Below are 17396 nucleotides of genomic sequence, written 5' to 3'. Positions count from 1 at the left end.
TATCACGTATAACTTAAGCCTGAGGCTGAGTTACCACGTCTTTGATACCTTTAACGTCGATTTCTACACGACGGTCTGGCGCCAGGCAGTCGATCAGGGCTTTACGGCCTTTCACGCTGTCACAGGTGTTGCCAGTCACTGGGTTAGATTCACCCATGCCGCGAGCAGAGATCTTGTTAGCAGGGATACCTTTAGATACCAGGTAATCTACTACAGACTGAGCACGTTTCTCAGACAGTTTCTGGTTGTACTGCTCTGAACCGATGCGATCGGTGAAGCCCAGAACAACGACTGAACCGTCTTTAGGATCCATTGAGCTCAGCTGGCTGTACAGCTGATCCAGAGCCTGCTGACCTTCTGGCTTCAGAGTTGACTTGTTGAAGGTGAACAGAACGTCTGATTTCAGAGTAAAGCGCTTAGTCTGAACAACTGGTGCTGGTGCTGGTGCTGGAGCCGGAGCTGGCGCAGCAACATCATCCTGACCGAAACGGTAAGAAACACCCAGGCTCAGCATGCCGTTGTCTGGACGAGCACCAACGGTCTGTGCGTCACCGATGTTGTTCACCCACTGGTAATCCAGACGGGTTGCCCAGTTTTTGGTCAGAGCATACTCAACACCAACCGCTGCCAGTGGAGAAACACCGGTGTCGTGGTCGCTGATGCGGTTGCCGCCAACTACTTGCTGGGTAGAATCTGCACGCCATACCATACCACCCAGGCGGGTATAAACGTCGAGATCGTCAGCGATTGGGTAGCTCAGTTTAGCAGCCAGTTGGATGCCCTGTGCTTTGAAAGCGCCGTTAACCTGGTTGCCTTTGTTAGGCATACGGCCTAACCAGTCATAACCCAGCTCGAAACCCAGGTATGGGTTAGCCTGGTAACCGGCGAATGCGCCAGCACCCAGTTGGCTTTCGTGAGTTGGGCCGTCGTTATTTTGGTAACCGTGACCGTAGTAGCCAGTGTCGTGATACTGAGACCAGCCCAGTTTAGCACCGGTGTACCAGGTGTTATCTTTAGGGGCGGCCTGCGCTACGGTAGCGAAGCCAGCCAGTGCCACTGCAATTGCGATAGCTGTCTTTTTCATTTTGCGCCTCGTTATCATCCAAATAGGCAATGAGCATAAAGGTTGCTCTTGGTTTAATCCTTCGCCGGGTCAAAACGCTCGCTTATGACTCTACCGCAAAAAACGGAGGTTATTGAGCACCCTGGCGAGATAAAGTCTACAACGAGATTGGAAACTTACAAGTGTGATGTGAGGCACTTATGTAAAAAAACAGTGTTTTATACATAAATTCTAACAATTTAGGGTGAACTTCTGTGATGGGGGTAACCCGCAAAATGGGGGCTAAGCCATTGTCATTACTGGCAGGAGCAGAATCAGTGTCTTAGCCCAACGCGAGAGAAAAAATTTCTTGAGATAAATCTCATTTTTTACTTAATGAAACAAATCAGACTGAATTTTTAGCCGACTTTCTGGTCTGACTGGCGTTTTAGAGGACTCACCCGAGCGCAGGATGAGTCCTAACGCTTCACCTTCAGCCGCAGCGAGCTCTAGTTCCCGACGCTCATCTTCATCCAGATCGTAGGGAATCCAGGCTAAAACGACACTGTAATTTCCCGTACGCAGGGCCTTAATCATGGCCTCGACGGCGTTGTAACGTTCAGCGTCGGCGATATGCATACTTTTCTCCAGGGGCAAGCCTGCTTCCTGCATCCAGACCCGACTCAACTTATGCGCAGGTGTTAACCAAAGCTGCCAGCGGGATTGCTGGCTCAGTTGCTGAAGCAACGGTAACAGCAGCATCTGCATCATTCCCGGTTTTTCGCTATAGCGCAATTCAGTAATCCAGCCGCTCTGAGAAGCGGGGTCAGAAGGCGAAGCGTAACGGTGAGTCGGGCATACATTACGGGGATGTTGGGTGCGCATAAATTAATCACTCAGCAGTTGACTGTATGGATATACAGTAATGACATCCTGGATAAAGATCAACCTGAATTTCTGAAAATGCCTCGCAAAATTCGCATAATGTTGACGCCAAAGTGATTTATTCATTGAACCTGCAACTGAATTTTCTTATCTTCTAACCGACTGAATAGTAACGTTTTTAACAGGTTTTTGTTACAAGGAGGTGATGATATGAAGAAAGAACAGCGGGTCGTTTTGCGATCAAAACAACAACTGGCGCCTTTAGGTAATGTCGAATCCCGTACTCAGTTTGGCGGTTACGCCTTAGCTGTTGAGCGCGTCGTGTTTGCCTTGATAAAAGACGATCAGCTTTATCTGCGCGCCAGCGAAGCCCTGCGGGAATATGTGGCTAAACGGCCCCTGGAGCCGCTTATTTTTCGCAAACGCGGTATGCCGGTCATTCAGGGTTGATGAAAATTTATGGTGTGACCCGGAGCATCTGGTTGCGCTCTCAGCGGCTTCACTACAGACCGCCCGTCGGGAACAGGATGACCGACAAGGCCGGGTGCGTTTAAAAGATCTGCCTAATGTCAGCTTACGGCTGGAAATGATGTTGCATGAGATAGGCATTTGCAGCGTTAAACACCTGCACGAGGTCGGAGCCAGGGCGTGCTGGTTAAAACTAAAACGTTATAACCAGCATCTCGGTTTCAAAACCTTGCTGGCGCTTCAGGGTGCTATTTCAGGCCATCATGAAGCCGCTCTCCCGCCAACGGTTAAAGCGGAGCTGGGTGAATGGTACCAGGCTGCGCTCAAAACAGTGGAAGAGGCGAAGAAAGGGCCTTAGTGAGAACCTAAAGCACGCCGCAGGCGAGCGATTTCCGGCAGCAAGGCAACCAGTAACCCCAGTTGCTGCAGTACCAGCGGCGTAGGCGAATCAGACCCGGCGGTAAACCGGGTAAGGCGTTGTTCCAGTTCCCGACGCATTTCCTCAGCCCGGCTGTCACTGACGATGTCGGTTTGCAGCACATCTTCGACATAGCACACCGTGTCGTCGAGAAGTGCCAGCAGCGCTGGATCAGTGACTTTATCGCGGTGCGCCCCCAGCGCGGAGATATAGCTGAGCAACGAGTGGTTCAGGCAAAGTAGCTGAAAGGCCGATTCCCGCAGCTTAGGGTTGGTACGGGTTTCACTGCTCATATTCGACACGACGGAGGCCAGTTCCGCGTCAGCATTGTGTGCATCGCGGCGGGCAATACGGTAAGCGAGGCGATTATCTTTGCCCTGATGGTATTGTTCCATAATGGCATCCAGATAACGGCAATTGGCATTGAGTGTGCGCGTCGCCACCGCCGGAAGCTGGCGAAAACGCCAGTCTGGCCAGATAAAGGTGACGGCCAGCCAGGCCAGCGCACAGCCCAGTAACGTGTCCACTACCCGGGGCAGGGCCACCTCAAAGCCTTCGCCTAACAAATTAAAACAGAACAACACCAGCAGAGTAATGAACAAGGTTGCATGAGCATACTGCACCTGACGAAACGCAAAGAACATGACGCCCGTGACCACAATCAAGACCAGTTGGCCTTCAATGGAAGGGACCAGCCAGAGCAGGGGCAGTCCAAGCGCAATGCCCGCGAGCGTGCCGCCAATGCGTAGCGCCAGTCGGCGTTGGGTTGCGCTATAGTTAGGCTGGCAAACAAACAGACTGGTCAGCAGGATCCAGTAGCCGCGCTCCAGCCCGGTAATCTGAATAAATCCGTATCCCACACACATCACAACCGACATGCGTACGGCGTGGCGAAACAGGGCAGAGGCCGGACTCAGGTGAAGGCTGAGGCGCAGTTTAATATCACTCCAGCCACTCAGTTCTTCGCGTGACAGCAGGTTGTCGCTGTGCTGCGGATCAACTGCCTGCGCCTGCTCGGTTTCGATTGAGGCCAGCTGTGCATCGATGGCCTGCAGGTTGCGAAGCAGCCAAAGCAGTGCACCGGTATGGGCGGCATCCGGCTCGCTCTGCGCCAGCCGGTGAATCGCATTTTCCAGACGTTCAAAAACACGCTCAAAGCGGCCATCATGTTCCCAGCGTTCGCGCAGCAGAATCGCCCGGGCAAGCTGGCGACAGGCCTGTGCCTGCATATTCAGTAAACGCTGAAAGCGAAACAGGATCTCGTTGTAACGCCAGTCGCCACGCAGAAGATGGTACTGCAGATGCGAAGAGCTGGCGCGCTCATGGATATCCTGAGCCACGAAGTAATAGTGCAGGCTGCGTCGGGTACCGCGTGAGCCTCTGTCACCTCGTAAACGGCTTTGCAAGGTGGTCTTGGTCAGATTGAGCTGTGCAACAAGCTGGCTGTTTACCATCGCGGCTTTAACAAATGCAGCATCATCCTGTTCACCCGCGTCAGGATCAAACAGATTGGCTTTGGCATCCAGATAGTGGGCCAGCTGTGAAAAACTGGCTGCCAGTTGTTCCTGCACCGGACGAACCGGAAACATTAAATGGCCCAGCAGCGTCAGCAGGTTATACCACAGAGCCCCAACCAACAGCAGCATGGGCTGCATATACCATTGTGAGAACAACCCAATGCCCAGCATGGTGTAAACGGCAATCAGTAAGGCGCCAAATGCAATGGTGGCATAGCGCTGTCCCAGCGCGCCTAACAGAATGAATCCCCATGTTGAACCTGCCAGGCCGATAATAAATACCAACGGATGCGGGAACAGCAGCTCTACTGAAACCGAAGCGATGCAAAAACAAAGTAAGGTAATCAGCAGGTTTTTAAGCCGCCCGGCCAGCCTGTCATCCAGATCGGCCAGCGCGGCGGCAACCACGCCGAGGGTTAACGGAATCGTCCACTCAATTTGCTGCAGTATCCAGGGCACAGCCGCACATCCTGATAAGGCAAACAGAATGCGCAGCAGATAACGCCAGGTGCTGTTAAAAAGATACTTTCGCCACCCGGACAGCATACTAATAGCGGCGGCGGGCATTGGCATCACGCGCGGCACGCGCCTCTTCCACAGAGACGACCCGACGTCCTACCGGCCAGAGTGCAATGGCGGCAATCTTGAAATTGGCGAGGCCCACCGGAATACCAATAATGCTGATGCACTGCACGATGCCGACAGAAATGTGCGACAGGCATAACCACCAACCGAAAAAGATAAACCAGAAAATGTTCAGAAACGTGCCGCCGGTGTTCATGATAGAGCTTTTATTCTCCGGGCGCAGAACGTCAACATGGACCGCTTCATTGCCAAACGGCAGAAATGACAGCTTAGTGATCTCCCAGCAGGAGCGCGTTAAGGGCAGGGTAAAGATCAGGACGATACTGATGAGCGTGGCGAATAACCAACTCAGCGTGGTGAAAAATCCACCCAGGACAAAATTAAGAATATTTAAAACAGTACGCATAACAGGCTTTTCCTTTTGCACTCCGCAATCTGTGCCGCCAAGTTTAGCGTGTTTTAAGGCTGGAGCGTCAAGAGTCTGACAGGTAAACTCCGATTACTCTCTATCTCGGTCGTTGGTGTCGGCGTGGAACTTAAAGCAACATCCATGGGCAAACGGCTTGCCCAGCATCCTTATCATCGTGTTCGCCTGTTATCCGCGGGCGTTGAGGTCAGCGGCGACAAACACGAATATTTGATCCCCTTCAATCAGTTGTCCGACATCACCTGTAAACGGGGAATGGTGTGGGGTGAACTGGAATTCTTACTGGCGGACAACAAGGTTGTGCGTTTGCACGGTACGGAATGGCAGGAGACGCAGCGTTTTTTCCACTATCTCATGCAGTCGTGGCAAAGCTGGAGTCAGGAAATGAGTGAAGTATGCGCGGCGGTTTTACAGGCGCTGCGCGACGACATTCAGGGATTCAGCGAACAGGAGCGTTGGCTGAAGCGCAGCGAACTTCAGGCGATCAAAGATAAGATCCGCAAACAGTTTGACGCGTTACCTTTGCCGCTTTCCCGCATTGAGCAGTTTGATTCCTGCCGTGAAAACTGGGCATTTTGCCAATACTGGCTGCAGCAGGGCGAGACGGCGATGACGCAGCGCAATCGTGACTGGACGGCCGCCATGTTGACCCGCTACCGGGATTTTTTCGCCACGGTGGAATCCACCCCGCTGAACGAGTCACAGGCAGAAGCGGTGGTTAACGGCGAAGACGCTGTGCTGGTGCTGGCGGGCGCTGGCAGCGGCAAAACGTCAGTATTAGTGGCCCGCGCGGGGTGGCTGTTACAGCGCAGACTGGCCGCTGCCGATCAGATTTTGTTGCTGGCATTTGGTCGTCATGCGGCGGAAGAGATGAATGACCGTATTCAAAGCCGCTTAGGGGCCGGGGATATCCAGGCGCGTACGTTTCATGCGCTGGCCCTGCATATCATTCGGGAAGGAAGTCATAAACAGCCGGTCATCAGTAAACTCGAAAGCGATGCCGACGCGCGTCGGACATGGCTGATCGACCACTGGCGCCAGCAGTGTAATGAAAAAAAAGCTCAGGCGAATGGCTGGCGGCAATGGTTGCGTGATGAACTGGAGTGGGAGGTCAGCGAAGGCCCTTTCTGGCAGGATGATCGTTTAGCACAGCGCCTGGCGTCTCGTCTTGAACGCTGGCTTGGCCTGATGCGGATGCATGGCGGCGCACAGGCCGCCATGATTGAGGATGTACCTGACGCGCTGCGCGACGTATTCAGTAAGCGGATTAAATTGATGGCACCCCTTCTGAAGGCCTGGAAAAGTGCGCTTAAGGACGAGGGCGCAGTCGACTTCTCCGGGCTGATTCATCAGGCCATCGCGATCCTCGAAAAGGGCCGCTTTGTCAGCCCCTGGAAGCATATTCTGGTTGACGAATTTCAGGATATCTCGCCACAACGCGCGGCTTTACTCAGCGCGCTGCGGCAGCAAAACACACGCACGACATTGTTTGCGGTGGGCGATGACTGGCAGGCAATTTACCGGTTCAGCGGCGCAGAGATGAGTCTGACAACGGCATTCCATCACTATTTTGGTGAGGGCGATCGTTGTGTGCTGGATACGACCTATCGTTTCAATGATCGTATTGGTGAAGTGGCGAATCGGTTTATCCAGCAAAATCCGCATCAACTGCGTAAGCCCTTAAACAGTCTGACGAAAGGGAATAAAAAGTCGATTGCTTTGCTCCCGCACGATCAGCTTGAGGCACTTCTTAACAAGCTAAGCGGTTATGTTAAAGCGGATGAGCGCGTACTGTTGTTGGCTCGCTATCACTATTTGCGTCCTGAACTGCTGGATAAGGCAAAAACCCGCTGGCCAAAAATGCGTATCGATTTTATGACCATTCATGCCAGTAAAGGTCAGCAGGCCGATTACGTCATTGTGCTGGGTCTGCAGCAAGGCAAAGAAGGGTTTCCCGCGCCGCAGCGTGAGTCCATTATGGAGCAGGGGCTGCTGCCGCAGCCCGAAGACTTCCCCGATGCAGAGGAGCGCCGGCTGGCGTATGTTGCCCTGACGCGCGCGCGGCAACAGGTCTGGTTGCTGTTCGATAAACAACAACCCTCAGTCTTCGTCGATGCGTTCCGGGCACTGGATGTACCCGTATTACGTAAAGCCTGAATCAGTTCAGGCGTTCGGCAAGGTAGCGTGCGTAATCCGGGATTCGCACGTCCACTGTCTGCGAAAAAAGCGGTGACTGAATAATAAAATCGGCCGTTGCCCGATTAGTGGCGACCGGAATATTCCACACTGTCGCCAGACGAAGCAGGGCCTTAACATCAGGATCGTGGGGCACGGCATTAAGCGGATCCCAGAAAAACATCAGCGCATCTATTTTGCCTTCGGCAATGAGCGCACCGACCTGTTGATCGCCGCCCATCGGGCCACTGAGCATCGCGTTCACGTTCAGACCGGTGTGACGGTTGATGAGATTACCGGTCGTCCCGGTTGCGTAAAGAATATGGGGTTCAAGTGCGGATTGGTTTCGTGTAACCCAGTCCAGCAGAGAAGCTTTGCAATGGTCATGGGCGACCAGCGCGATATGTTTTTGTTGACCAAGCGTTCGTACGGTGTAGTCCATAACAGCATCCTGATGCCAGTGAGCCCAACAGCCCGTTGCCGCAGTTTACCTTGTACGCTTTCTGTCTATCAACTTGCCCGCAGCATTTTGACCAGATTGATAAATTGCTGGCGGGTTGCTTCATCAAAACGTTCAAACCAGCGCTGAATTGAAGGCGTTGTGCTCTGAACGGACCAGGCGAGGTCCGCCGTCAGTTGGGCAGAAGGAGAGGGCGCGGTAAGATTCGCAAATTGCGGCACAGAGGCCGCCAGGCCCATGCGATTATACTTAACCATGGCTTTTTCGATGTCCACGCCCGGGCTGGTGGGCAGACGATCGCGCACGCTGAATATTTCTTTGCCCTTCTCGTCCACCAGCCTGAAGGCCAGCGTTCGGTCGAAGTTATGTCGCTCGCGCGCACTGGTCAGCGGTGGCAGGCGAATCGTGATGGTTTTTGCCGCCGCAGTGAATGCCACGATCATGGGCACGGACTGGTAGCCCGGTAGCGCCGTCTTACGCGGATCTGCCGGTTGTTCTACCCGAAATAAAAATTGATGTTGACCCCGTTCAAGCTCCAGGCTGTCGGCCCCTTTCAAGAGAGAGCCTGAAATCTTACGCCCGTCCAGTACCATTAGCGTAATCTGCGGATCAAGTTTTAACGTAATTGCAGAACAGGACGCCGAAACGAGGAGGGCAATAAACCCCGTTACAGCCATTGACAGCTTCATTTCGACTCCGGTCAAAAGTGGGTGGATGTAGCAATTTTTTACATTATGGCATTAAGTTTACAATTATACATATATATTCGAGCGAAGCGGCACAATATGTCTTTACGCTAGGTGCGAACTCTGTAACGCCTCATCTACACTAAAGATTAAAGTGAAAGGAGATGGACATGAATGATCAGACTATTCGTGACGTACTGACCCGGACAAAACGCATCGCGTTGGTGGGGGCGAGTGATCGTCCGGAACGCCCCAGTTATGGCGTAATGAAGTATCTGCTTGATCAAGGCTATGAGGTTATTCCGGTGAGTCCGAAGCTGGCAGGCAAAACCCTGTTAGGGCAGACAGCCTATGGATCGCTGGCAGAGGTGCCGGGAAAAATCGATATGGTGGATGTGTTCCGCAATTCAGAGGCGGCATGGGAAGTGGCTCAGGAAGCCATCGCTGCCGGAGCCGATTCGCTCTGGTTACAAATTGGGGTAATCAATGAGCAGGCCGCCGTGCTGGCCCAGGATGCGGGAATGACGGTGATTATGGATCGTTGCCCCAAAATCGAGATCCCGAGACTGGGGCTGGGACACTAATATCAGGCGCGGCAACACCGTTGCCGCCCGCTGTTAATGGCGCAGATGAGGAGCCTGAAGCTGTTTACGTACCGAGGCGGCCAGTTCATCCATTGAGGGCTGTTCAGGATGTTCCGGGCTGGTTTCACCGGCCAACTGAATTTCGGCCACATAGGTATGAACCTGACTGCCTTGTTCATCTTCCATCACCACATGATACCAGGGCGCACTGCGCATGGTATCGGCGGCACCAATTTCATCCAGGTGCGGCTCATCTAACGCGTATTCAGGATCGACATCGACAATGACACCCAGCACGCCGGAGAGGCGATGACGAACCTGCTGACCAATACCAAATTTACTGGCAATCATGATGACCTCCGAAAAAAACTGTCCTGCCTGTTATATGGGGGCAGGGACAGTCATTTCAAGTCACATGACGCGGCAGGCGAAGCCTTTCAGGTAAAGTCCTTCAGGGTAGGTTGCAATCACGGGATGATCGGCCGCCTGGCGGAACTGTTCAACAAACTGCACGTCACGGCCGGCATCCAGTGCGGCATCTGCGATGATTTTCTGGAAAAGGTCGGTAGCCATTAAGCCCGAACAGGAGAAGGTCATCAATATTCCACCGGGATTCAGTAACTGAATGGCCAGCATGTTAATGTCTTTATAGCCACGGCAGGCTCCCATGAGCTGGCTTTTATTCTCCACGAACTTAGGCGGATCCATAATGATGAGATCAAATTTTTCACCCTCATCACGGTAGCGGCGCAGCAGTTTAAAGACATCATCGCGCTGAAATTTAGCACGCGCGAGATCCAGCTTATTCAGCTCAACGTTTTGTCGTGCAACATCCAGCGCGTCCTGAGACGTATCTACGCTGATAACTTCCTGACAACCGCCGATTAGCGCTGATACGGCAAAGCCACCGGTGTAGGAGAAACAGTTAAGCACGCGAGCATCTTTGGCATAGCGCCGTGTGGCATAACGGCTGTCGCGCTGGTCAAGGTAATAGCCTGTTTTATGCCCACCCTGAATATCCACCAGCAGTTTCATATCGTGTTCGGTGATCGGCAAGAGTGCGGGAGGATACTCACCGGTAACGGTGCCCTGCGCCAGTTCCAGCCCTTCTTTTTTACGGACAGCGACATCAGATCGATCGTAGATAGCACAATCCGGAAAGCACTGCTGCAGCGCTGAAATGATAGCCGGGCGTTGGTATTCTGCGCCGGCGGATAATAACTGCAGCACCAGAAAGCGTCCGAAACGGTCAATAGTCACGCCAGGCAGACCATCCGACTCGCCAGCGATCAGGCGATAGCTGTCCAGCCCATCGCGCTCAGCCAGCCATTCACGCCAGACCAGCGCGTGCTGAAAACGCCGCACGAAAAAGGCGATATCGATGGATTCGTCCTGCTGCCAGCTCCAGACGCGGGCGCGAATCTGTGACTGCGGTGAATAGGCGGCGCGAGCCAGCCATTTGCCATTACTGTCACAGACATCAATGGTTTCACCTTGTTGCGCTTTGCCTTCCAGACGAGCAACGGCCCCAGAGAAAACCCAGGGATGGCGACGGAGCAGGGACTTTTCACGTCCCTTCGCGAGAATCAATCGAACGGTCATATTTGCTATGCTTACCTGAAAAAATGAGGCGCTATTGTCCAGTGGATAACGGCAAATTGCAACGAAAGGCAGGAGAAGGCCATGGCGAAGGTCTGTTACAAAGTCTGGGTACAGGGCACGGTGCAGGGCGTGGGTTTCCGTTACAGCACCCAGGCGAAAGCAAACACACTTAACGTGCAGGGTTACGCACGGAACCTTGAAGATGGTCGTGTGGAAGTCCTGGCCTCCGGCGATACCGAACAGGTCAATGCATTACTCGACTGGTTAAAAGCGGGCGGGCCGCGCACAGCCCGTGTAGAAAAGGTCCTGGTGGAGCCGCATCATGTCGCTGACATGCCGCACGGCTTCACCACGGGTTGATTACAGGCATTTTGCCGGTTTTGGCAGACCGGCAATTTTTGTTGCCTGCTTAGCAGGGCCCTCGGGGAAAAGGCGAAACAGGTAACGGCTGTTTCCTTTTTCTTCGCCATACTTTTTTGCCATCGCCTTCACCAGCATTCTTACGGCGGGGGAAGTATTAAATTCCAGATAAAAGTCGCGTACGAAGCGCACGACTTCCCAATGGGCATCTGTCATGGTGATGGCTTCTTCTGCCGCAATCTGCAGCGCCAGGCCTTCGCTCCAGTCCTGATGGTTTTTCAGATAACCTTCGGCATCGACAGCAATTTCGTCACCGTTGTAATTCATAGTGCATCCTCAGATTCGTTCGGGCTGCAGTTTACCAAACTGGCCCCACAGAAAAAGCAAAAACCCCGCCTGAGCGGGGTTTTTCAGTTTACCTGCAGTGCGTTAGTTACTGCGTGAGAAACCTAAAATGCTTAACAGGCTCACGAAGATGTTATAGAGGGAAACATACAGGCTGACCGTTGCACGAATATAGTTGGTTTCGCCGCCATGAATGATGTTGCTGGTTTCCCACAAAATAGCCCCCGCCGAGAACAGAATGAACAGGGCGCTAATCGCCAGTTGCAGCGCTGGCAAGTGCAGGAACAGGTTCGCCACAACGGCGACCAGTAACACGACAAAGCCCGCCATCATCATGCCGCCAAGGAAGGACATATCCCGTCCTGTCGTCAGCACATAGGCAGAGCAGCAGAAAAACACCAGTGCCGTTCCGCCGAGCGCCAGGGCGATCACGTCACCCATCCCTGCGGCCAGATAGGTGCTCAGGATAGGACCCAGACAGTAGCCCAGGAAGCCCGTAAATGCGAAAGCAGCTAAAATTCCCGTCGGGCTGTCAGCCAGACGGTAGGTCAGGAACATCAGACCATAGAAGCCCACCAGCATCAGGATCAAACCCGGGGCGGGCAGGGCCAGCAGTGTACTCGCTGTTGCGGTCAGCGCGGAAAAGGCGAGGGTCAGGCCCAGCAGAAAATAGGTGTTACGCAGGACCTTGTGCGTACTCAGTAATGACTGTCGCGATGATGATGAAACTATTCTGTCCATGTTGCGCTCCTGTAAGGCAGAACACCAAATATGCGTTGAGAATACGCAGCGCGATAAAGCGGGAAAAGAGGTTTTACCCTTCTTTACGCGAAAAAAACGCTAATTCTTTGAGCACACTGGCGATTTTGACAACGAATAACGCTTTTTTGACTGTTTTTCAGGCGAACGGATTATCACAGGCTTTACATCTCCATAGGGGATGTTTATAGTGCGCGTCATTGCGGAGGGGTGGCCGAGCGGCTTAAGGCAGCGGTCTTGAAAACCGCCGATGGGAAACCATCCGAGAGTTCGAATCTCTCCTCCTCCGCCACTTCACCTCTTTAAGAGTGAAGTGGCAAGACAGCGTTATCGCATCTTGCCTTTGCAGTAGTATGACAACCCGGAGGGATGGCCGAGCGGCTTAAGGCAGCGGTCTTGAAAACCGCCGATGGGAAACCATCCGAGAGTTCGAATCTCTCTTCCTCCGCCACATTCACAGGCCAGCACAGCGTGCTGGCCTGTTTCGTTTTACGTGCCTGACACATTTCTTCATTATTATCCCTGCCTTTTCAGTAAACTGGACTGTTTTTACCCGCGTCCGGTATCTCTGCTATAGTCCAGTAATTGTTTTTACTGTCACCTGGCGCTTTTCAGGGGCAAGCTGAGTTACACTATCCGTCACGTCGCTCTATGGCGAGCTAATCGGTTGATAGCCAGAGTGTTTTTTTACTGAATGAATGGAATAGGCACAATGATCAAGAAACTGAGTCTTTGCGCATTGTCGGTACTCGCTGCATTACCGATCGGGACGCTGGCCCACGCCGCGGATAACGAGATGCAGCTCCAGCAGGTACTGATGTTTAGCCGCCATAATCTGCGTGCGCCGCTTGCGGATAACGGTAGCGTACTGGCACAGTCCACCAAAAAAAGCTGGCCAGAGTGGGAGGTGCCCGGCGGGCAACTGACCACCAAAGGTGGCGTGCTGGAAGTCTATATGGGTAACTACACGCGCCAGTGGCTTGCGCAGCAGGGCCTGGTGAAGAACGGCGCCTGTCCGGACAGCAACAGTGTGTTTGTCTACGCAAACAGCCTGCAACGTACCGTAGCTACGGCCCAGTTTTTTGTAAATGGTGCCTTCCCGGGCTGTGATATTGCGGTGACCCATCAGGATGAAATGGGCAGCATGGATCCGGTATTTAATCCCGTGATCACCGACGGCAATGAAGAATTCATCAAAAAAGCGCTGGCGGACATGACTGCCGCTAATGAGAAGCTGGCCCTGAAGCCAGCGTATCAGCGTCTGGACAAAATTGTCGACTACAAGTCTTCTCCGGCCTGTAATAACAAAAAGCAGTGCGATCTGAGCAGTGGGCAAAATACCTTTATTGTTGAAAACGGCAAAGAGCCTGGCGTGAACGGACCGCTGAAAGTGGGGAATTCCCTCATGGATGCCTTTACGCTGCAATATTACGAAGGCTTTCCGCTGGATCAGGTTGCCTGGGGGCAAATTAAAACCCCTGAGCAGTGGCAGTCACTGTCAGCGATTAAAAACGGTTATCAGGACACGCTGTTTACCACACCAGATGTGGCACGCAACGTCGCGGCTCCGCTGGTGGACTATATCCGCAGCCAGCTCATCGATCAGGATAAAGCTGACTCACCCAAAGTGACCCTGATGGTAGGGCATGACTCCAACATAGCGTCATTATTGAGCGCCTTACAGGTCAAACCTTATGATCTGCCAGAGACTTATGAGAAAACGCCCATTGGTGGACAGGTGGTGTTTGAACGCTGGCATGATGCCAAAAACAACAAAGACCTGCTGAAGATGGAATACGTGTATCAGACCGCCGATCAGTTGCGCGATGCCCAAGTGTTAAGTCTGAAAACGCCACCGAAGCGCGTCACCCTGCAACTGGCGGGTTGTCCGACTGACGCGAACGGTTACTGCAGCTGGGAGCAGTTTACCCAGGTGCTGAACAGCGCGCTGCAGGGGACCGCGTTGCAACCGGCGGCGGCAGAGCAGCCAGCGGCCAGTGCCAACGCGGGCGCGGCGAATCCTGCGGCGTCAAAAGCTGACGATAAAGCCAGCGCCGATAAGGCGACGGCTGATAGCGCTGCTGCCCAGAAAGCGGCTGACGATAAGGTAAAGGCGGACAAAGCGGCTGACGAGAAAGCGAAAGCTGATAAAGCCGCCGCGGATAAAGCCGCTGCGCAAAAAGCGGCGGATGAGAAGGCCAGCGCTGATAAGGCTGCTGCTCAGAAAGCGGCGGATGACAAAGCCAAAGCGGAAAACGCCGCCAACGCGCAAAATAAAACAGATAGCAGTCCTGCGAAGCAGCCCGCTGCAGCCAACTAATATCTTTCGGTCACTGAAAACAAAAAACCCCGTTAAGACGGGGTTTTTTTTACGCTTCAGGCTGCGCTTATCCGGCCACAACCACCAGTTTCTGGTTCGCAAACTCTTTGATACCCAGATCGGAAAGTTCGCGTCCGTAGCCAGAACGCTTCACACCGCCGAAAGGCAGCTCCGCAGAGGTGTCGCTCTGCGAGTTGATGAACACCATGCCCGTTTCAATGGCGGAGGCCAGTTTACGGCCACGCGCAATATCGCGTGTCCACACGGAACCGCCCAGCCCATAGTGTGAATCATTGGCCAGGGCCACCGCCTCGTCATCACTGGCGACCACATAAACCTGCGCCACCGGGCCAAAAAACTCCTGAAAATAGGCAGGGTTATCGCGGGTGATATGGGTAAGCAGCGTGGGCTGGTAATAGCACCCTACGCCCGCCACCGCTTTACCACCTGTGATCAGCTTAGCGCCGTTTGCGACGGCTTCATCAACCTGTTTAACCAGACGATCGCGCGCATCAGCCGACGAAAGCGGTCCCAGAGTGGTTTTCTCATCCAGCGGATCGCCCAACACCGCTGCGTTAAGCGCCGCACTGAATTTATCGATAAAGGTATCCGCAATCTTCTCGTTCAGAATAAAACGCTTGGCTGCTGTACAGACCTGACCGCAGTTGCTCAGTCGCGCCTGCACGCCCTGACGAACGGCTTCATCCAGATCGGCATCCTCCGTGACCACAAAGACGTCATTGCCGCCCAACTCCAGCGTGGATTTTTTTAAATGCTTACCGGCCTGTTCAGCAACGGCGCTTCCCGCCCGTTCGGATCCTGTCAGAGCCACGCCCTGTACCCGGTCATCGGCAATCAGTTCCGCAACCTGATCGGTAGAGATAAACAGGTTGGTCCAGGCACCCTCAGGCGCGCCCGCTTCCTTCACCAGCTTTTCGAAGACATCGGCACAATGCGGCACGATGTTGGCGTGTTTAGCCAGTACCGGATTACCCAGTGCCAGATTTGGTGCCAGCACGCGCATCAGTTGGTAGTAGGGGAAGTTCCACGGTTCGACCGCAACCAGCACACCAATGGGATGATACTCAACCCAGGCGTCGCCCAACTCACTTTCATAAGGTTGTGGCTTCAGGATGCGTTCTGCATGCTCAGCGTAATAGCGGGCGATTTGCGCGCAGATTTTGACTTCGCCACGGCTTTGGCCAATCAGCTTGCCCATCTCTTTACTGGCAATAGTCGCCAGTTCTTCCGCACGGTCATCAATCAGATCAGCCAGTTTTTTCAATACCTGAAGTCGTGGCTGAATAGCGCCTTTACTCCAGTCAGAGTGGAACAGCCGATCCGCCGTTTCCAGCGCTTGCGTCACGGCCGCGCTGTCATGGGAAGGCCAGCTTTTCATTAACTGATTGTTTGCCGGGTTGATGCTTTGATAGGAAGACATAGAATTCTCCGTGGTCAACGATAAAAAAAAGGGCGGGGCCAGGCCCGCCATGCCGTCAGACGTTCTTTCGCTCAACCGTTTTGTCGTCCCACGTGAGGACGTCCTGATCGGTTTTTTCAAACGCGCGGATTAATACGTCATCGCTTCCCTGTTGACGCCAGATCTCTTCCGCCAGGCGCTCGTCATAGTTTGCGACTTCAAAAATGGCCTCGGCAATTTCGGGCGAGGTGTGACGCAAACTGGCCCATTCACCTACGTGATGTGCTTTTGACTGATTCGTCGACATACTGATCTCCTTCTGGAAGGTTAGTCCTTAAGTTTTGCTGCCAGCCCGGCAACGTGTTCGCCCTGGAAACGGGCAATAATCAATTCTTCCTGGGTTGGCTGACGTGAACCGTCACCACCGGCCAGCGTAGTGGCACCATAAGGCGTACCGCCGCGGACCTCAGAAATGTCAAACATCTCTTTGGTGCCATAGCCGATAGGCACGATGACCATGCCGTGGTGGGCGAGGGTGGTCCAGACAGACGTAATGGTTTGTTCCTGTCCTCCTCCGGTACCGGTGGAGGTAAAGACGCTGGCAATTTTGCCGTAGAGCGCGCCAGAGGCCCACAGGCCGCCTGTCCGGTCCCAGAATGTTCGCATCTGCCCTGACATGTTGCCGAAACGGGTAGGGGTGCCCACGATGATGGCATCGTAGTCAGGCAGTATCTCTGGCGTCGCTTCAGGCGCGGATTGCTGAGTTTTACCGCCAACTTCCGCAAAGCGTTGTGCATCCATGGTTTCAGGGACGCGCATCACATCTACCTGGGCGCCAGGCACCTTGCGTGCGCCTTCTGCGACAGCGTTCGCCATGGTTTCAACGTGTCCATACATTGAATAGTAAAGCACCAGAATCTTAGCCATTGATCTCTCCGGGAGTTAGTCAACACATCGAAAAGTATAGAAGAGCTTTACCTGACTGTGAGAAATCACCGGTCAGACAGTCAGCGTAACGACACTGAAAATGCTGAGAATGGATTTTTTTAAGGATTAATCGTCGTCTTTTAAGTCAATTCTTAGCGTAGAGTCTGTTTCTAAATGTAATTTTCAGCGATCCAGAGACCTAAAAGGTGGAATGTCACACAGGCTTTCACGCACATGTCCTTCGATGAACATCAAGCCGCCTCACGTGAAGCGATGTGGCACTGAACGTTCATGCATCAGAAGATCGCAAACCGGTGCAGGTATGTTCACCTGTTATCGCTCCAGCCCAGACCGTGTCAGGTGACGGGGTGCCGCCTGATGCGAGGCGACAGTCACGCGGCAGGAAACGGAATTGC

The 17396-nt window shown here is 53.5% G+C and carries 17 protein-coding genes, 2 tRNA genes and 1 pseudogene; 7 read left to right on the top strand and 13 right to left on the bottom strand.

What is annotated here, in order from left to right:
• Positions 1-13 precede the first annotated feature (13 nt).
• Together ompA and sulA are read right to left on the bottom strand one after the other, a co-directional pair.
• Positions 14-1084: a porin OmpA gene (gene ompA, locus RAC60_RS06305; RefSeq protein ID WP_033737609.1), complete on the bottom strand. Its 1071-nt coding sequence runs from the start codon at positions 1082-1084 to the stop codon at positions 14-16.
• A 351-nt stretch (positions 1085-1435) separates the two neighbouring features.
• A complete protein-coding gene (sulA, locus tag RAC60_RS06300) occupies positions 1436-1927 on the bottom strand; it encodes an SOS-induced cell division inhibitor SulA (protein WP_039341244.1) in 492 nt (163 codons plus the stop codon).
• Positions 1928-2137: 210 nt separating this feature from the next.
• Here sulA and RAC60_RS06295 point away from each other — a divergent pair.
• Positions 2138-2753, top strand: a pseudogene (locus RAC60_RS06295) (TfoX/Sxy family DNA transformation protein).
• On the opposite strand, the gene yccS reads toward RAC60_RS06295, so the two are convergent.
• Together yccS and RAC60_RS06285 are read right to left on the bottom strand one after the other, a co-directional pair.
• Entirely contained in the window at positions 2750-4897 is a 2148-nt protein-coding gene (gene yccS / locus RAC60_RS06290; RefSeq protein ID WP_110267708.1) for a YccS family putative transporter, read from the bottom strand. The pseudogene RAC60_RS06295 and the gene yccS overlap by 4 nt on opposite strands.
• The gene (locus tag RAC60_RS06285) at positions 4878-5321 is read right to left on the bottom strand and encodes a YccF domain-containing protein (protein WP_033737606.1); all 444 of its coding nucleotides are present in this window, start codon (positions 5319-5321) and stop codon (positions 4878-4880) included. Before RAC60_RS06285 ends, yccS begins: the two co-directional genes overlap by 20 nt.
• Positions 5322-5444: 123 nt before the next feature.
• Here RAC60_RS06285 and helD point away from each other — a divergent pair, with 123 nt between their 5' ends.
• Positions 5445-7499 (top strand): DNA helicase IV, encoded by a 2055-nt coding sequence (gene helD, locus RAC60_RS06280; RefSeq protein WP_039341237.1) that lies wholly within the window; start codon positions 5445-5447, stop codon positions 7497-7499.
• A gap of 1 nt (position 7500) precedes the next feature.
• Here helD and mgsA read toward each other — a convergent pair whose 3' ends face one another.
• Positions 7501-7959, bottom strand: a complete 459-nt coding sequence (gene mgsA, locus RAC60_RS06275) for a methylglyoxal synthase (RefSeq protein ID WP_039341234.1) — start codon at positions 7957-7959, stop codon at positions 7501-7503.
• A 68-nt stretch (positions 7960-8027) separates the two neighbouring features.
• Positions 8028-8666 (bottom strand): DUF2057 family protein, encoded by a 639-nt coding sequence (locus tag RAC60_RS06270; RefSeq protein ID WP_006118673.1) that lies wholly within the window; start codon positions 8664-8666, stop codon positions 8028-8030.
• Between the two features lie 167 nt (positions 8667-8833).
• Here RAC60_RS06270 and RAC60_RS06265 point away from each other — a divergent pair, with 167 nt between their 5' ends.
• Entirely contained in the window at positions 8834-9247 is a 414-nt protein-coding gene (locus RAC60_RS06265) for a CoA-binding protein (protein ID WP_033737602.1), read from the top strand.
• Between the two features lie 33 nt (positions 9248-9280).
• Here the strand turns inward: RAC60_RS06265 and hspQ are convergent, their stop codons facing one another.
• Together hspQ and rlmI are read right to left on the bottom strand one after the other, a co-directional pair.
• Complete coding sequence (hspQ, locus tag RAC60_RS06260) at positions 9281-9598, bottom strand: heat shock protein HspQ (protein WP_006118675.1); 318 nt, start codon at positions 9596-9598, stop codon at positions 9281-9283.
• Positions 9599-9658: 60 nt separating this feature from the next.
• Positions 9659-10849 (bottom strand): 23S rRNA (cytosine(1962)-C(5))-methyltransferase RlmI, encoded by a 1191-nt coding sequence (gene rlmI / locus RAC60_RS06255; RefSeq protein WP_033737601.1) that lies wholly within the window; start codon positions 10847-10849, stop codon positions 9659-9661.
• Positions 10850-10930: 81 nt separating this feature from the next.
• On the opposite strand from rlmI, the gene yccX reads away from it, so the two are divergent.
• Positions 10931-11209 (top strand): acylphosphatase, encoded by a 279-nt coding sequence (gene yccX / locus RAC60_RS06250; protein ID WP_375093027.1) that lies wholly within the window; start codon positions 10931-10933, stop codon positions 11207-11209.
• Here yccX and tusE read toward each other — a convergent pair whose 3' ends face one another.
• Both tusE and yccA read right to left on the bottom strand, forming a co-directional pair.
• Entirely contained in the window at positions 11210-11536 is a 327-nt protein-coding gene (gene tusE / locus RAC60_RS06245) for a sulfurtransferase TusE (RefSeq protein WP_006118678.1), read from the bottom strand.
• Positions 11537-11638: 102 nt separating this feature from the next.
• The gene (yccA, locus tag RAC60_RS06240; protein WP_006118679.1) at positions 11639-12295 is read right to left on the bottom strand and encodes an FtsH protease modulator YccA; all 657 of its coding nucleotides are present in this window, start codon (positions 12293-12295) and stop codon (positions 11639-11641) included.
• 222 nt (positions 12296-12517) lie between these two features.
• Here yccA and RAC60_RS06235 point away from each other — a divergent pair.
• The 3 genes from RAC60_RS06235 (at position 12518) to agp (ending at position 14633) form a co-directional block, all read left to right on the top strand.
• Positions 12518-12605: transfer RNA gene (locus RAC60_RS06235), tRNA-Ser, on the top strand.
• A 71-nt stretch (positions 12606-12676) separates the two neighbouring features.
• Positions 12677-12764, top strand: a tRNA-Ser gene (locus RAC60_RS06230).
• A gap of 261 nt (positions 12765-13025) precedes the next feature.
• Positions 13026-14633 carry a bifunctional glucose-1-phosphatase/inositol phosphatase gene (gene agp, locus RAC60_RS06225; protein ID WP_375093025.1) on the top strand — a complete coding sequence of 536 codons (1608 nt, stop codon included), beginning with the start codon at positions 13026-13028 and terminating at the stop codon, positions 14631-14633.
• Between the two features lie 67 nt (positions 14634-14700).
• Here agp and RAC60_RS06220 read toward each other — a convergent pair whose 3' ends face one another.
• The 3 genes from RAC60_RS06220 to wrbA are packed head-to-tail and all read right to left on the bottom strand — an operon-like array spanning position 14701 to position 16980.
• On the bottom strand, positions 14701-16074 hold the full coding sequence (locus RAC60_RS06220) for an NAD-dependent succinate-semialdehyde dehydrogenase (RefSeq protein ID WP_375093023.1): 1374 nt from the start codon (positions 16072-16074) through the stop codon (positions 14701-14703).
• Between the two features lie 55 nt (positions 16075-16129).
• Positions 16130-16360, bottom strand: a complete 231-nt coding sequence (locus RAC60_RS06215; protein WP_006118682.1) for a YccJ family protein — start codon at positions 16358-16360, stop codon at positions 16130-16132.
• 20 nt (positions 16361-16380) lie between these two features.
• Complete coding sequence (wrbA, locus tag RAC60_RS06210) at positions 16381-16980, bottom strand: NAD(P)H:quinone oxidoreductase (RefSeq protein ID WP_006118683.1); 600 nt, start codon at positions 16978-16980, stop codon at positions 16381-16383.
• Between the last annotated feature and the right edge of the window lie 416 nt (positions 16981-17396).

Source organism: Pantoea sp. BR_17, assembly GCF_041955125.1.
GTDB lineage: Bacteria > Pseudomonadota > Gammaproteobacteria > Enterobacterales > Enterobacteriaceae > Pantoea > Pantoea stewartii.
The sequence above is the reverse complement of the archived record's forward strand: the minus strand, read 5'-3'. Positions and strand labels throughout refer to the sequence as shown.

Bases quoted from the DNA above. Each gene is read 5' to 3' on its own strand.
- ompA (WP_033737609.1), bottom strand. From the start codon at position 1,084: ATGAAAAAGACAGCTATCGCAATTGCAGTGGCACTGGCTGGCTTCGCT.
- sulA (WP_039341244.1), bottom strand. From the start codon at position 1,927: ATGCGCACCCAACATCCCCGTAATGTATGCCCGACTCACCGTTACGCT.
- yccS (WP_110267708.1), bottom strand. From the start codon at position 4,897: ATGCCCGCCGCCGCTATTAGTATGCTGTCCGGGTGGCGAAAGTATCTT.
- RAC60_RS06285 (WP_033737606.1), bottom strand. From the start codon at position 5,321: ATGCGTACTGTTTTAAATATTCTTAATTTTGTCCTGGGTGGATTTTTC.
- mgsA (WP_039341234.1), bottom strand. From the start codon at position 7,959: ATGGACTACACCGTACGAACGCTTGGTCAACAAAAACATATCGCGCTG.
- RAC60_RS06270 (WP_006118673.1), bottom strand. From the start codon at position 8,666: ATGAAGCTGTCAATGGCTGTAACGGGGTTTATTGCCCTCCTCGTTTCG.
- RAC60_RS06265 (WP_033737602.1), top strand. From the start codon at position 8,834: ATGAATGATCAGACTATTCGTGACGTACTGACCCGGACAAAACGCATC.
- hspQ (WP_006118675.1), bottom strand. From the start codon at position 9,598: ATGATTGCCAGTAAATTTGGTATTGGTCAGCAGGTTCGTCATCGCCTC.
- rlmI (WP_033737601.1), bottom strand. From the start codon at position 10,849: ATGACCGTTCGATTGATTCTCGCGAAGGGACGTGAAAAGTCCCTGCTC.
- yccX (WP_375093027.1), top strand. From the start codon at position 10,931: ATGGCGAAGGTCTGTTACAAAGTCTGGGTACAGGGCACGGTGCAGGGC.
- tusE (WP_006118678.1), bottom strand. From the start codon at position 11,536: ATGAATTACAACGGTGACGAAATTGCTGTCGATGCCGAAGGTTATCTG.
- yccA (WP_006118679.1), bottom strand. From the start codon at position 12,295: ATGGACAGAATAGTTTCATCATCATCGCGACAGTCATTACTGAGTACG.
- agp (WP_375093025.1), top strand. From the start codon at position 13,026: ATGATCAAGAAACTGAGTCTTTGCGCATTGTCGGTACTCGCTGCATTA.
- RAC60_RS06220 (WP_375093023.1), bottom strand. From the start codon at position 16,074: ATGTCTTCCTATCAAAGCATCAACCCGGCAAACAATCAGTTAATGAAA.
- RAC60_RS06215 (WP_006118682.1), bottom strand. From the start codon at position 16,360: ATGTCGACGAATCAGTCAAAAGCACATCACGTAGGTGAATGGGCCAGT.
- wrbA (WP_006118683.1), bottom strand. From the start codon at position 16,980: ATGGCTAAGATTCTGGTGCTTTACTATTCAATGTATGGACACGTTGAA.